We start from the raw sequence: 13,798 nt of genomic DNA, 5'->3' as shown, positions 1-13,798 counted from the left end.
GAAAATATGCGCCATGTCCATCGTCCGCAAATCTGTCGTTCCCGACGTGCAACCGTCTGGTGAATCCGAGGCCCCCGAAGCCTCTGGCGTCGCATCGCCGGCCACGCGCCCGCACATCGCCGAGCGGCAGGAGGCCCGCCGCCGGCAGATTCTCGACACGGCCGCGCAGCTTTTCTTCACCAAAGGCTATGCCGGCATGACGATGAGCGACCTCTGCAACGCGCTCGGGGTGACCAAGCCGGCGGTGTACTACTACTTCACCGACAAGTACGAGATCTTCGACATCCTTTGCCGTGAGGCCGCGCAGATCTGCCTGTCGGCCATCCGCGAGACGGCCGATCCGGCGCTGCCAGTGCGAGAGCGTTTGCAGGCGTGTCTGCTGGAAATGGCGCGCCGCTGCATTGCCTGCCATTACGCCGCTGCGCTGACGTATCGCGATCGGCAATACCTGCGCCCCGAAACGGTGGAGTGGCTGCACGGCATGTCGCGGGCGTATTACCGCGATCTCTATGCGCTGCTCGACGAGGGCAAGCGCGCCGGCGTGTTTGACTTTGGCGATGCGCGCGTCGCCGCGCACTCGATGGGCGGCGTCATGGGTTTCATGTACACCTGGCATGACCCGTCGCGCATCGATGCCGAGGTGCTGGCGGTGGAGCTGTCGGGCGCCATGATGAAGATCATTTTGCCGGCCGCCCCGGCATCTGGCGCTAAACGCGCGTCTTGAGCGCCGCGCTGGCCGGCGCCTTCGGCAACGCAGGCAGGCGGAAGACTTCGGGCGTCATCAGGTCGATGCCACAGTCGAGCGTCTCAACCCATTCGATGAACCGGTTGACCATGGCTTTGCCACGGAAGGCTTGGCCGTGCTGCGGCACGATCCATTCAATATCGAGCCCTCGCACCATCTGCGCCCACAGCCGGCACACGCGGTTGCCGCTCATGTAGCGGCGGTGGAAGGGCGCCATCAGCGGCAGGTGCGCGTCAAAATCTTCCACGGGCTTGGCGGCCACATTGGCGTGCACCATCGAGGCCCCCAGATCGCCCGAGAACAGGATGCGCGACACCGGATCGTAGAACTGGAAATTGCCTTCCGAATGCAGGAAGTGCGCCGGCACTGCCAACAGATGCGATTGCCCCAGCGGAATCGCCATGCCCGTATCCGGGATCGGCACGATGCGGCCCTCGGTCTTGCCGACGCTGCAGAAGTGCGGCAGAAAGCGTTCCCACACGCGGGAGATCAGGATGTCGCAGCTTGAGCTTGTCAGCCACCGTCCTGCCGAGGCGACGATGTCGGGGTCTGCATGCGAGGCCAGCACGTAGTCGAGCTGCTTGGGCGGAAAGTACCGGTTCATCGCCAAAAACAGCGCGTTGTAGGTCATCTGACCGCCCGGATCGATCAGCGCGCCGTGGCCGTGATCGACGATGAGGAACTGGTTCGTCTGCACCGGCAGGTCGTCGTGATCGTCGACCAGATCCGAAAACATCAGGCAGACGTGCTCGGGCGTTTCGTAGAGCGTGGTGACCATGGGAGAGGGCGGCGCGCGGTTGGAATGTTTCGATGGTCGCGCAGCGCGTGCCCGTCACACTTGATCCGTGTCAAGGCAGCCGTGGTGCCGGCAGTGGCCCGGGCGACCCTGTCATCCGTCCCGGGCCGGGTGTCACGTGATAAACTTTTGATTTTTAACGCTTTGCGCGAGCCGCACGCGGGATCGTCCGCTTGGGTCTGGCGCGCCGCCATGCCAACCGGCATGCCGCATCTCCCCCTATGAATACTGCAACGATGTCTGAAGCGTCAGAAGCGCCGGCCAATGAATCGGTGACATTCGACAGCTTCGGCCTGCATCCGGACGTCCTCCGCGCGCTGACCGAAAGCGGTTACACCAAGCCCACACCCATTCAGGCCGCCGCCATTCCGGTGGTGACCGCCGGTCGCGACGTCATGGGCGCCGCACAAACCGGCACCGGCAAGACCGCCGGTTTCTCGCTGCCGATCATCCACAACCTGCTGCCCGACGCCAACACGAGCGCGTCGCCGGCGCGCCACCCGGTGCGGGCGCTGATTCTCACGCCCACGCGCGAGCTTGCCGACCAGGTATATGACAACGTCGCCAAGTACGCGAAGTACACGGCGCTGCGCTGCGCCGTCGTGTTCGGCGGTGTCGACATGAACCCGCAGACCGAGCAATTGCGCCGCGGCGTGGAAATCCTCGTTGCCACGCCGGGTCGTCTGCTCGATCACGTGCAGCAGCGCAGCGTGAACCTGTCGCAAGTGCGCATGCTGGTGCTGGACGAAGCCGACCGCATGCTCGACATGGGCTTCCTGCCCGACCTGCAGCGCATCATCAACCTGCTGCCGGCTCACCGCCAGACGCTGCTGTTCTCGGCCACGTTTTCGCCGGAGATCAAGAAGCTGGCCGCGAGCTACCTGCGTCATCCGCAAACCATTGAAGTGGCACGCAGCAACGCCACGGCAGAGAACGTCCGCCAGGTCATCTACACGGTGCCGGACAACCACAAGCAAGCGGCGCTCGTGCACCTCTTGAAGCAGCGTGCGGATCAAGGTCTTCCGCGCCAGTGCATCGTGTTCTCCAACAGCAAGATCGGCTGCTCGCGCCTGGCGCGCGCGCTGGAGCGCGAAGGCATCAACGCCAACGCCATCCACGGTGACAAGACGCAGACCGAGCGCATGCAAACGCTTGAAGCATTCAAGCAAGGTACCGTTGACGTGCTGGTGGCCACCGACGTGGCGGCGCGCGGTCTCGACATCTCGCAGATGCCGTGCGTGATCAACTTCGACCTCCCGTTCAACGCGGAAGACTACGTGCACCGTATCGGCCGCACGGGCCGTGCCGGTGCTTCCGGTGATGCACTGTCGCTGTTCGCGCCGGGCGATGAGCGTTTCCTGGCCGACATCGAAAAGCTGATCAAGCGCAACCTGCCACGCGAGCAACTCGCTGATTTCGATCCGACCGGCGAGCAGGCGCGTGACCGTGAACGTCGTGAGCGAGACGAGAAGCGTGCCCGCGGAGAAGTCCGCCGCGCCCGTGAGCGCGATGAGCGTAATGGCGCCCGCGTGCTCGATCACACCATCGTGCGCCCGGCATTCCGCCCATCGGACGACCCGTTCTTCAATCGCCCGTACGAATCGTCTCTGCCGGCGGAGTCGGCAGAGGCTGCCAAGCCGGCACAAGCGACCGGACATCCGCGCAGTGCCAAGCGCCCGATCGCGGCGCTGCTCGGCGGCGTGCCGCGTAAGCGCTAAGTCAGTCGACCCAAGACGGCGGTGCTCCCGCCGCCAGGGTCAATTGCATCAGGCCGGTTGTGCCAGGCGATTGGCCCATGCCGGGACGGCGTCCCGGTAGAACCCCTCCACATCCCCCGCGCGAATGTCCAGCCCCAGGTGTTGGGCCGCTTCCGTCAACGCGGCCAGCGGTTGATTGCGGCTGATGGCGCGCGCGCCCGTCTGCTTGCTGAGTTTCTCGCCGTCGGCGTTCACCACCACGGGCACGTGCAGGTAGCGCAGCGCGGGCAGCCCCAGCAGCTGTTGCAGGTAGATCTGGCGCGGCGTCGAGTCGAGCAGGTCGGCACCGCGCACGACATCCGTGATCCCTTGCGTCGCATCGTCCACCACCACCGCAATCTGGTACGCCCACATGCCGTCTGCGCGCTTGAGCACAAAGTCGCCTACGGCTTCAGCCAGGTTCTGGCATTGCGTGCCTTGCCAGCGATCGTTGAAGCAGATGGTGGCGGCGTCGGCATCCGGCACACGCACGCGCCAAGCGCGCGGCGGGCGGCCGTGCAGTCCGTTGCGGCACGTGCCGGGATAGATCAGGGTCTGGTGACGCACGTGGCCGTTGGCGTCGATGCTGGTGACGGAATCCGCAATCTCACGGCGCGTGCAGCCGCACGGGTAGAGGCTGCCGCTGGCCTGCAGTTGCTCCAGCGCCTGTTCAAAGCGGGATAGGTGCGTACTCTGCCACTGCGGGGCTTCGTCGGGAATGAGCCCGAGCGCATCCAGCGTGGCGAGGATGTCGCGATCGGCGCCGGGCACGTTGCGTTGGAAGTCGATGTCTTCAATGCGCACGAGCCACGTGCCGCCATGTACACGTGCATCCAGCCAGCTTGCCAGCGCGGTGACCAGCGAGCCGATATGCAACGGCCCCGTGGGCGAGGGCGCAAAGCGGCCGCGGTATTGGCCCCGCGAGGCATTGGTGGATTCCGGAAAATCGAGATTGGCTTGGGACAACGCAACGCTCCAGGCTCAGAAGCCGATGCCGCTATTGTGCGCGATTTGTCCGCACGAGGCCCCTACTGCATCATCAGGGCCTGCCCCAGGCGCGGGTCTTCCAGCTTGTCGACCCACCATTGCAGCGCCTTGCCGCGCATGTTGTTGCGCCACGCAACCTGAAACGTGCCCGCACGCTTGTCTTCGGTGGTTTCCTTGGCGATCAGCACGCCGGAATCCAGATACGGTTGCGCCAGGGGCACCGGCAGCCAGCCGCAGCCCAGGCCACGAATCTGCGCCTGCACCTTGTCTGCCATGGACGGCACGACCAGCGTGTCTTGTCCAGCCATCACACCGATGGTGCGTGCGGGCAGATTGCGCGATGTATCTCCCACGGCAACGATGCGATGTCGCGTGATGGCAGTTGCCGGCAACGGCTCGTCCATTTGCGCCAACGGGTGATGCGCCGCCACCGCAAAGATGAACGGGATGTTGCCCACCGTGCGCGTCTGGATACCCTGCACCTGCATCACCTGTGCCGGCCCGATCAGCAAGTCCGCGCGGCCGGAGAGAAGGGCGTCCCACGTGCCGGCCAGCACCTCCCGACAGAAGCGCAATCGCGTGGCGGTGTTTTCGGCGTAGAAATCCTGGATGACGGGCATGAGTGCGCGAAAGTGCACGAGATCGTCGACTACGATGGTCAACGTGGCTTCCCATCCGGTGGCAAGGCGTTTGACGCGGCGCGCGAGTTCGTCCGCGGCCTGCAGCAGGTGACGGCCTTCGTCGAGCAGCGCACGGCCAGCCGGCGTGAGTTCCGCCCGGTGGCGCCGTCGGTCAAACAGCAGGACATCGAGATCGTCTTCAAGCTTGCGCACTACATAGGTGAGGGCTGACGGCACTTTGCCCAGTTCGTGCGCCGCGGCGGCAAAGCTGCCTTTGCGTTCGATCGCGTCCAGCACTTCCAGAGATTCCAGCGATAGCGCCATGTTCAGAATTTTTGATGTATTGAATCAAAGCCGTACCGCTCAACTATAGCCAATCTGCGTACCATTCACACATCGGCGCAGTAATTCGGATAGGAGATTCATCAAAATGATTGAAATCCGCCCCTCTCAAGATCGCGGTTACGCAGACCACGGCTGGCTCAAGTCGTATCACAGCTTCTCGTTTGCCGATTACATGGACCCTGAGCACGTCCAGTTCGGCCCGTTGCGCGTCATCAATGAAGACCGCGTCGCAGCCGGCATGGGCTTCGGCACCCACGGCCACCGTGACATGGAAATCATCAGCTACGTGCTCGACGGCGAGTTGGCGCACAAGGACAGCATGGGCAACGGTAGCGTGCTGCGCCCGGGCGACGTGCAACGCATGACGGCTGGGACAGGTGTGCGTCACTCCGAGTTCAACCACGCGCAGGACCAGACCACGCATTTTCTGCAGATCTGGGTGCTCCCCGCGCAAATGAACCTCACGCCGGGCTATGAAGAACGTCATTTCGACGAGGCAGCCAAGCGCGGCAAGCTCGCCCTGATCGCTAGCGCCGATGGTCGTGATGGTTCGGTGAGAGTCCACCAGGACATGGCGCTCTACGCCGGCAAGTTTGATGGCGCAGAAACTGCGTCCTTGTCAATCGCCGCAGGCCGCCGTGCTTATGTGCACGTGGTGCGTGGCAAGGTGAGCGTTAACGGTCGCACGCTGGTTGGCGGCGACGCAGCCAAGCTGACGCAAGAAGAGGCGGTGACGCTCTCTGGCGGCGAAGGTGGCGAAGTGCTGGTGTTCGATCTGCCGTAATGTTCATGGCGCACCCTGTGTGCGCCATTTTTCTTTTCCGTTGTTCCCCCGCGGTACCCCAACCCCAAGAGGATTCCCATGGCACGAGTTGCAGTTGTTTATCACAGCGGTTATGGCCACACGAAGAAGCAGGCCGAGGCCGTATTTGCAGGCATTCAAGGCGCCGGCGCTGACGCGCATCTGATTTCGGTCACCGACGTCAACGACGACACCTGGGCGCTGCTGGCCGGTGTCGATACGATCGTCTTTGGTGCGCCGACCTACATGGGCGGCGTTTCGGGCGACTTCAAGAAATTTGCCGATGCATCGTCCAAGGCTTGGTTCACGGGCGCGTGGAAGGACAAGATCGCTGCGGGTTTCACGAACTCTGCATCGATGAACGGCGACAAATACGCGTCGATCCAGTACCTGTGGACGCTCTCGCAGCAGCACGGAATGATCTGGGTTGGCACGGGCATGATGCCGGCCAACAGCAAGGCCGCCACGCGCAATGACGTGAACTATCTGGCGGGCTTTGGTGGCGCGCTGGCGCAATCGCCGTCGGATGCGAGCCCTGAAGAAGGTCCGCTGCCGGGCGATCTGGAAACCGCCAAGCTGTTCGGCGAGCGCATTGTTGCCATCACCAACCAGTTTGTGCGCGGCCGTCAGTAAAGCGGATCGCTCAAAGAAAAACGCCGGCATGTCCGGCGTTTTTTGTTGGGCAAAGCGCTGTCAGAACCGCGTGCCTGCTCCGCAGAACACGCCGCGGTTGGAGCCACCCTCGCAGCTCGCCGCGCAGCCTGCCAATGCTGTCAGGCACATCGTGGTGACGAGGAGGAGGGCGGCGAGGCGCTTCATGCAGCGGCGCGCGCTTGGCTGCCGGCGCAATGCGGGCAGCGCTGGCCTGGGATGTAGTCGGGAGATTGCTGTTCTTCCGGCGTGACCACGGCGCGGCAGGCGAAGCATTGCTTGGGGCCCGCCGGCAGCAGTTCGGCATTCAGAGCGGTGCGGTGGTCGAACACGAAGCAATCGCCGTCGTAATGGGCGCCGCCCACTTCCTCGAAATATTTGAGGATGCCGCCTTCAAGCTGATAGACGCGCTCGACCCCGATCTCCTGCATGTGGATCGCCGCCTTTTCGCAGCGGATGCCGCCGGTGCAGAACGACACGACCGTCTTGCCGGCAAAGTCGTCCTTGTGCGCGGCAATGGCGGGCGGGAATTCAGTGAATTTCTTGAGGTTGTATTCGACGACGTTCTTGAACGTGCCGACGGCAACTTCATAGTCGTTGCGCGTGTCGAGCATCACCACGGGGCGGCCCTCGTCATCGTGGCCCTGATCGAGCCAGCGCTTGAGATCTGGCGGCGCAACCGACGGCGCGCGGCCCTCTTCCGGGCGGATCAGCGGGTGGCGCATGGTAATGATTTCTTTCTTCATGCGCACCAGCAAGCGGCGGAACGGCTGGTGGTCGGACAGGCTTTCCTTCGGTGCCAGGTCAGCAAAACGGGGGTCGGCGCGCAGCCAGCTGACGATGCCGTCAATGGCCGCACGCGAGCCGGCCAGGAAGATGTTGATGCCCTCGGGCGCCAGCAGCACGGTGCCCTTCAACTCGCGCGCCTGGCACTCGGCCAGCAGGGCGGGGCGCAGGGTCTCGCGGTCATCGAGGGTGACGAATTTGTAAGCGGAAATATTGACGATCTGCATGTGCTGCCGCGCCATTTTCTGGCGCCTTGGGTAACCCGTTGATTCGTAAGCCGAAATTATAGCCGCCCGCGCAGCCGTGCGGGGTTGTCGATGGTCAACCGGGCACGCCCGGAATGCTTTACGGAAGGTGTCACCCGGTACAATACGCGGATGAATTCGCCGCGCTTCGTCCACCTCCGTCTCCACTCCGAATATTCCGTCGTCGATGGCAACGTCCGTTTGGACGATGCCGTCAAGGCCGCCGCCAAAGACGGCATGGGCGCCCTGGCGCTGACCGATCTTGCCAACGCCTTCGGGCTGGTGCGCTTCTACAAGGAAGCGCGTGGCAAGGGCGTGAAGCCTATCGTCGGCGCCGACGTGTGGATCACCAATCACGACGAGCGCGACAAACCGACACGCCTGCTGTTGCTGGTGCGTGACAAGCAGGGTTACCTGAACCTGTGCCAGTTGCTGGCACGGGCGTGGCTCTCCAACCAACATCGCGGCCGCGCGGAAATCGCCCCCGAATGGTTTGATGAGCCTGGCGTGGAAAACGCCCCCCTGGCCACCGGCCTGCTGGCGCTCTCCGGCGGTATGGCGGGCGATATCGGCATGGCGCTGGCCAATGGAAACGATGCGCTGGCGCGCAAGCTCGCGATGAACTGGTCGCGCGTGTTTCCGGGCGCTTTCTACATCGAACTGCAGCGCGCGGGGCACGCCGGTACCGAGGCCTACATCCAGCAAGCCGTGAAGCTGGCCTCGGCCATGCAGTTGCCGGTGGTGGCCACGCATCCGGTGCAGTTCATGACGCCGGACGATTTCACGGCCCACGAAGCGCGCACCTGCATTGCGGAGGGCGAGCTGCTTGCCAATCCGCGTCGTGCCCGCCGTTTCACGACCGAACAGTATTTCAAGACGCAGGACGAGATGTGCGCGCTGTTTGCCGACATTCCGTCCGCGCTGGCCAACGCGGTGCAGATCGCGCAGCGCTGCAACCTCAAGCTGGAACTGGGCAAGCCCAAGCTGCCGCTGTTCCCGACGCCCGATGGCATGTCGCTGGATGACTACCTCGTCCAGCTTGCCAAGGAAGGGTTGGAAAAGCGCATGGAAGTGCTATTCCCCGACGAGGCGGTACGTGAATCCAAGCGCGCCGAGTACTACGCCCGTCTGGAATTCGAGACCGGCACCATCATCAAGATGGGCTTCCCGGGCTACTTCCTGATCGTTGCGGACTTCATCAACTGGGCGAAGAACAACGGCGTGCCGGTGGGGCCGGGCCGGGGTTCGGGCGCCGGTTCGCTGGTGGCATATGCGCTGGGCATTACCGATCTGGACCCGCTCAAATACAACCTGCTGTTCGAGCGTTTCCTGAACCCGGAACGTGTGTCGATGCCCGACTTCGACATCGACTTCTGCCAGCACGGCCGCGACCGCGTCATCCAGTACGTGAAGGAAAAGTACGGCAAGGATGCCGTCTCGCAGATCGCCACCTTCGGCACGATGGCCGCCAAGGCCGCGGTGCGTGACGTGGGTCGCGTGCTGGACCTCGGCTACAACTTCGTTGACGGCGTGGCCAAGCTGATCCCGTTCAAGCCGGGCAAGCTCGTCACGCTCGAAGAAGCGAAGAAGGAAGAGCCGCTGCTGGCCGAGCGCGAAGCCAACGAAGAAGAGGTCAAGCAGCTCCTCGAACTCGCACAGCGCGTGGAAGGCATGACGCGTAACGTCGGCATGCACGCGGGCGGTGTGCTGATCGCCCCGGGCAAGTTGACCGACTTCTGCCCCCTCTACACACAAGGCGGTGAAGACGCCGGCGTCGTCAGCCAGTACGACAAGGACGACGTGGAAGCCGTCGGCCTGGTCAAGTTCGACTTCTTGGGCTTGACCACGCTCACGATCCTCGACTGGGCCGAGCGCTATATCCGCATGCTCGATCCGTCCAAGGCAGATTGGAATTGCAGTCACATTCCGCTGACGGACAAGAAGGCGTTCGACATCCTGAAGTCGGCCAACACGGTCGCTGTGTTCCAGCTGGAAAGCCGCGGCATGCAGGGCATGCTGAAGGACGCCAAACCTGACCGCTTTGAGGACATCATCGCCCTGGTAGCGTTGTATCGCCCAGGCCCGATGGACCTGATTCCGAGCTTCTGCGCGCGTAAGCACGGTCGCGAGAAGGTCGAGTACCCCGACCCGCGCGTCGAGCCGGTGCTCAAGGAGACCTACGGCATCATGGTCTACCAGGAGCAGGTGATGCAGATGGCGCAGATCGTGGGCGGATACTCGCTCGGCGGCGCCGACTTGCTGCGCCGTGCAATGGGTAAGAAGAAAGCCGAAGAAATGGCCGAGCACCGCGCGCTGTTCCGCGCGGGCGCGGCCAAGGATGGGCTCTCTACCGAAAAGGCCGACGAAATCTTCGACCTGATGGAGAAGTTCGCGGGCTACGGCTTCAACAAGTCGCACGCGGCCGCTTATGCGCTGCTGGCGTATTACACTGCGTGGCTCAAGGCGCATCACCCGGCCGAATTCATGGCAGCCAACATGTCGCTCGCCATGGACGACACCGACAAGGTGAAGATCCTCTACGACGATGCCCGGGGCAAGAACGGCCTGACCGTGCTGCCGCCGGATATCAACGCGAGCCAGTACCGCTTCGCCCCAACCGACGCCAAGACCATCCGCTACGGCCTGGGCGGCGTGAAGGGCAGCGGTCAGGGCGCGATCGAAGACATCCTGCGTGCACGCGAAGACGGCCCATTCAAGGACTTGTTCGACTTCTGCGAGCGCGTCGACCGCCGCCAGGTGAATCGCCGCACTATCGAAGCGCTGGTGCGCGCCGGCGCCTTCGACAGCCTCAACGCCAACCGCGCACAGCTGCTCGCTTCGATCGGCTTGGCCATGGAAGCCGCCGAGCAGAAGGCAGCGGCCGCCAACCAAGTGTCGCTGTTCGATCTGATGAGCGGTGACGATGCCGAGCAGCATCGCCCCGAACTCGTCGACGAGCCGGCCTGGTCGACCAAGCGCAAGCTGCAGGAAGAAAAGCAGGCGCTCGGTTTCTATCTTTCCGGTCACCTGTTCGACGAATGCCGTGACGAAGTGCGCCGCTTTGCGCGCACGACGCTGGCCGAGCTGGCTCGCGAAGTGACCGACAAGGGCAATGGCGGCGGTTACGGCAACCGCGACGCACGTAACAAGACCGTGGCAGGCGTGATCGTCGGGCAGCGCACGCAGATGACCCAGCGCGGCAAGATGCTGATCGTCATGCTCGACGACGGCTCCGCCAGCGAAGCCACCGAAGTCACGGTCTTCAACGAAGTGTTCGAAGCCAATCGCGCGCTGTTCAAGGAAGACGAAGTGCTGATCGTGCAGGGCAGCGCCCGCCACGACATGTTCACTGGCGGCGTGCGCGTCACGGCCGAATCGGTCATGGACATGACCCAGGCGCGCGCCAAGTTTGCGCGGGCCATCCGGTTGTCGATGAACGGCGATTCAACGGCGGCCAAGCTGCGCGACCTGCTCTCGCCGCATGTGGCGGCGGATGGCAATGGCGTCTCGGTGCGCATCAACTACGTCTGCGAGCAGGCCCGCTGCGAAGCCGTGCTCGGCGACGCCTGGCGCATTGTTCCGAGCGAGGACGCCATCGCCGCGCTGCGTCAGGCGCTGGACGCCGAGAACGTGGCAACGGTGTACGAGTAGTCTGATGATGGCGCAGGGGGCGCCATCGCCGGGCGTACGCTCGGCAGGACTGCAGTCTCAATACGATTATTACTAGAGCATCCATGAACGTCGGAATCTCGTGCAACGCGCTGGGCTACAGCGGCGGCAGCGAGCGCTACGCGATGGACCTGGTGCGCGGCCTGCATGAGCGCGCCATCCGTCCCGTGTTCTTCGCCAAGATGGTGGACAAGGCGCTTCCCGAATACCGCCAGGTCAAGGCAGTTGCATTGCCCACGCGCAAACTGCCCGGCAAATTCAATGACCACGCGTTCGGCTGGCTAGTGCGCTATCTGGCCAAGCGGGAGCACATCGATCTGATGATCGGCTGCAACCGCACAGGGGCATCCGATATCGCCATTTGCGGCGGTACGCACGTCGGTTATCTCAAGAGCTTTTCCAAAGAGGCCGCCTTCTGGGACCGCCAACAGATCGCGCTGGAGCGCAGAGACTATGTCCGCTCGCACGTTGTCGTTGCGCACTCGCGGCTGATGGCGCAGGAAGTGCTCGACTATTACGACATTCCGGCGGCCAAGGTGAAGACGGTGTACCCGCCGGTGAGCGAGACGAAGTTCTCGCCGGTGAGCGAAGCCGAGCGTCAGCGGCTGCGCGATGAGCTGGGCTTTGCAAAGGACCGCGTCACGTTTGTGTTCCCCTCGTCGAGCCACAAGCGCAAGGGCTATCCGCTGCTGGAGGCGTTCTTCTCCAAGACGGATTTGCCGGTGCAACTGGCGGTGATCGGACGGCCGGTGTCGTCGTCCTCGCCCAACATCCGCTACCTGGGATACCGCAAGGACATCGAGAACGTCTACCGCGCGGCGGACTACACAATCCTTGCTTCGCACTACGAGCCGTTTGGGCTGATTGGCGTGGAGTCCGTGCTGTGCGGTACGCCGGCCGTGCTGGCAGCCAACATCGCCTGCACCGAGGTGATCTCGGAAGAAGGGGCGCCCACCTTCGATCTCGACGATCCAGCCACGCTGGCGCGCACGATTGAAGCCGCTGTTGCCCGTGCGCAGGCCGGCCAGGCGCGCCTGGCGAATCCGCGTGAGCATCTGCGCTATGACCCCAGCATCACTGCGCACATCGATGCCTTGCTGGCGCTTGCACCTGGCGCGGGGGCATTGCGATGAACGGCTCGATGCAACGTGGCCGGACGCTGATATCCAGTGTGCCGGCGGCGCTGGCCGTGTTCGGAATCTCCATCCTCCCGGCTTTCATGCTGTCGGTGCGCGGCGCAGCGTTCCTGTCGTTCTTGCTGCTGCTGGTGGCCGCGTTCTGGTCGATGCTGGCCGCGCCTGCAGAAGTCATGAACCGACTGCGCGCGATGTGGCGCGAACATCGGTGGCTGATCCTGGCCATGGCCGCCATGCCGACTGCGATGCTGGTCAGTGCGCAGCTGAACCCGGCCGCGCCGCGCACTGTGCCGTTTGCCTATGGCAGGCTTTGGTTGTTCGGATTGGCGCTTTTTGCGCTGTTGAAATTGCGGCCTAAACAGCTGGAGAGTGTGCAGTGGGGATGTGTTGCAGGCGCACTGGCGTCGGTTGTGTGGGCCTACCTTGAGTTGCGTGTGGGGCGGCCAGACAAGATCGGCGCGTTCGCCAACACGATCCCTTTCGGCAATCTATCGTTGCTGATGGGGCTGTTCTCTCTGATTTCTATTGGTTGGTCCAAGGGGGACGGCTGGCTGCTTGTTATCTTGCGCGGAGTGGCAGGCGGCGCTGGGCTCTATGCGTCGTACCTGTCCCAGTCGCGCGGTGGATGGATTGCAATCCCCGTACTACTGCTGATCGCCGTGGCGACGCTGCGCCATGTGAGCTGGAAGAAGCGCTTGTCCGCCTTGCTGGTGTTCTTCGCGCTGTTGGCGGCGGTATGCGTATCGTCGAATATGGTTCGTACGCGTTTCGATCAGGCAGTCAGTGATTTGCATGCCTATCAGGCAGGTCAAACCAATACCTCGGTCGGCATCCGCTTCCAACTTTGGAAGGCGGCTACGCTGATGTTGACGCGCCATCCAATAGCCGGGGTGGGAAGAGGCCAATTCGAGCCCGCTCTCAAGACGATTCATGCGGAGGGGCTGATCACACAGGAAGCGACTGCCTTCGAGCATGCCCACAACGAGTTTCTATACAATGGCGCCACGCTTGGCGTGCTGGGCATCGGCGCATTGTTGGCGCTGTACTTGGTGCCTGCCGCGTACTTTCTGCGCGCTGCGCTGTGCGACGATCGCATCCTACGCACCACGGGAGCGATGGGCCTCACGTTATGTGTCGGTTTCGTATTGTTCGGGCTGACCGAAGTGATGCTGATCATCGCGCAGACGGTCGTGTTTTACAGCGTGATGGTGGCCATATTCACCGCGCATATTCATCGGCGCCGGCAGCAGCTTGGCGCCGCTCCTGTTCTCTGAGATCGC

The 13,798-nt window shown here is 63.4% G+C and carries 11 protein-coding genes; 7 read left to right on the top strand and 4 right to left on the bottom strand.

Annotated elements, in window-relative coordinates; all coding sequences use genetic code 11:
* The first annotated feature begins 13 nt into the window (after positions 1-13).
* Positions 14-724 carry a TetR/AcrR family transcriptional regulator gene (locus ACU8YE_RS08820; protein ID WP_316869919.1) on the top strand — a complete coding sequence of 237 codons (711 nt, stop codon included), beginning with the start codon at positions 14-16 and terminating at the stop codon, positions 722-724.
* On the opposite strand, the gene ACU8YE_RS08815 is transcribed toward ACU8YE_RS08820, so the two are convergent.
* Positions 708-1,523 carry an MBL fold metallo-hydrolase gene (locus ACU8YE_RS08815; RefSeq protein ID WP_316869918.1) on the bottom strand — a complete coding sequence of 272 codons (816 nt, stop codon included), beginning with the start codon at positions 1,521-1,523 and terminating at the stop codon, positions 708-710. The two genes, ACU8YE_RS08820 and ACU8YE_RS08815, sit on opposite strands and share 17 nt — an antisense overlap.
* A gap of 254 nt (positions 1,524-1,777) precedes the next feature.
* Here ACU8YE_RS08815 and ACU8YE_RS08810 point away from each other — a divergent pair, with 254 nt between their 5' ends.
* Complete coding sequence (locus tag ACU8YE_RS08810) at positions 1,778-3,259, top strand: DEAD/DEAH box helicase (RefSeq protein ID WP_392397746.1); 1,482 nt, start codon at positions 1,778-1,780, stop codon at positions 3,257-3,259.
* Between the two features lie 48 nt (positions 3,260-3,307).
* On the opposite strand, the gene gluQRS is transcribed toward ACU8YE_RS08810, so the two are convergent.
* Both gluQRS and ACU8YE_RS08800 read right to left on the bottom strand, forming a co-directional pair.
* Positions 3,308-4,243 carry a tRNA glutamyl-Q(34) synthetase GluQRS gene (gluQRS, locus tag ACU8YE_RS08805; RefSeq protein WP_232040615.1) on the bottom strand — a complete coding sequence of 312 codons (936 nt, stop codon included), beginning with the start codon at positions 4,241-4,243 and terminating at the stop codon, positions 3,308-3,310.
* A 62-nt stretch (positions 4,244-4,305) separates the two neighbouring features.
* Complete coding sequence (locus ACU8YE_RS08800; RefSeq protein WP_232040614.1) at positions 4,306-5,208, bottom strand: LysR substrate-binding domain-containing protein; 903 nt, start codon at positions 5,206-5,208, stop codon at positions 4,306-4,308.
* Positions 5,209-5,314: 106 nt separating this feature from the next.
* Here ACU8YE_RS08800 and ACU8YE_RS08795 point away from each other — a divergent pair, with 106 nt between their 5' ends.
* A complete protein-coding gene (locus tag ACU8YE_RS08795) occupies positions 5,315-6,013 on the top strand; it encodes a pirin family protein (RefSeq protein ID WP_446928526.1) in 699 nt (232 codons plus the stop codon).
* A 78-nt stretch (positions 6,014-6,091) separates the two neighbouring features.
* Positions 6,092-6,664 carry a flavodoxin family protein gene (locus tag ACU8YE_RS08790; protein WP_232040612.1) on the top strand — a complete coding sequence of 191 codons (573 nt, stop codon included), beginning with the start codon at positions 6,092-6,094 and terminating at the stop codon, positions 6,662-6,664.
* A 182-nt stretch (positions 6,665-6,846) separates the two neighbouring features.
* Here ACU8YE_RS08790 and ACU8YE_RS08785 read toward each other — a convergent pair whose 3' ends face one another.
* Positions 6,847-7,695, bottom strand: coding sequence for a sulfurtransferase (locus ACU8YE_RS08785; protein WP_446928525.1), 849 nt, complete (start codon positions 7,693-7,695; stop codon positions 6,847-6,849).
* A gap of 150 nt (positions 7,696-7,845) precedes the next feature.
* On the opposite strand from ACU8YE_RS08785, the gene dnaE reads away from it, so the two are divergent.
* From dnaE to ACU8YE_RS08770, 3 genes are all read left to right on the top strand, one after another.
* Complete coding sequence (dnaE, locus tag ACU8YE_RS08780) at positions 7,846-11,364, top strand: DNA polymerase III subunit alpha (protein WP_446928524.1); 3,519 nt, start codon at positions 7,846-7,848, stop codon at positions 11,362-11,364.
* An 83-nt stretch (positions 11,365-11,447) separates the two neighbouring features.
* Positions 11,448-12,515: a glycosyltransferase family 4 protein gene (locus tag ACU8YE_RS08775; protein ID WP_232040609.1), complete on the top strand. Its 1,068-nt coding sequence runs from the start codon at positions 11,448-11,450 to the stop codon at positions 12,513-12,515.
* Positions 12,512-13,792, top strand: coding sequence for an O-antigen ligase family protein (locus tag ACU8YE_RS08770; RefSeq protein ID WP_446928523.1), 1,281 nt, complete (start codon positions 12,512-12,514; stop codon positions 13,790-13,792). The genes ACU8YE_RS08775 and ACU8YE_RS08770 overlap by 4 nt, the downstream gene beginning before the upstream one ends.
* Positions 13,793-13,798: the final 6 nt, after the last annotated feature.

The sequence above is a fragment of the Ralstonia sp. VS2407 genome (assembly GCF_052950655.1).
The sequence above is the reverse complement of the archived record's forward strand: the minus strand, read 5'-3'. Positions and strand labels throughout refer to the sequence as shown.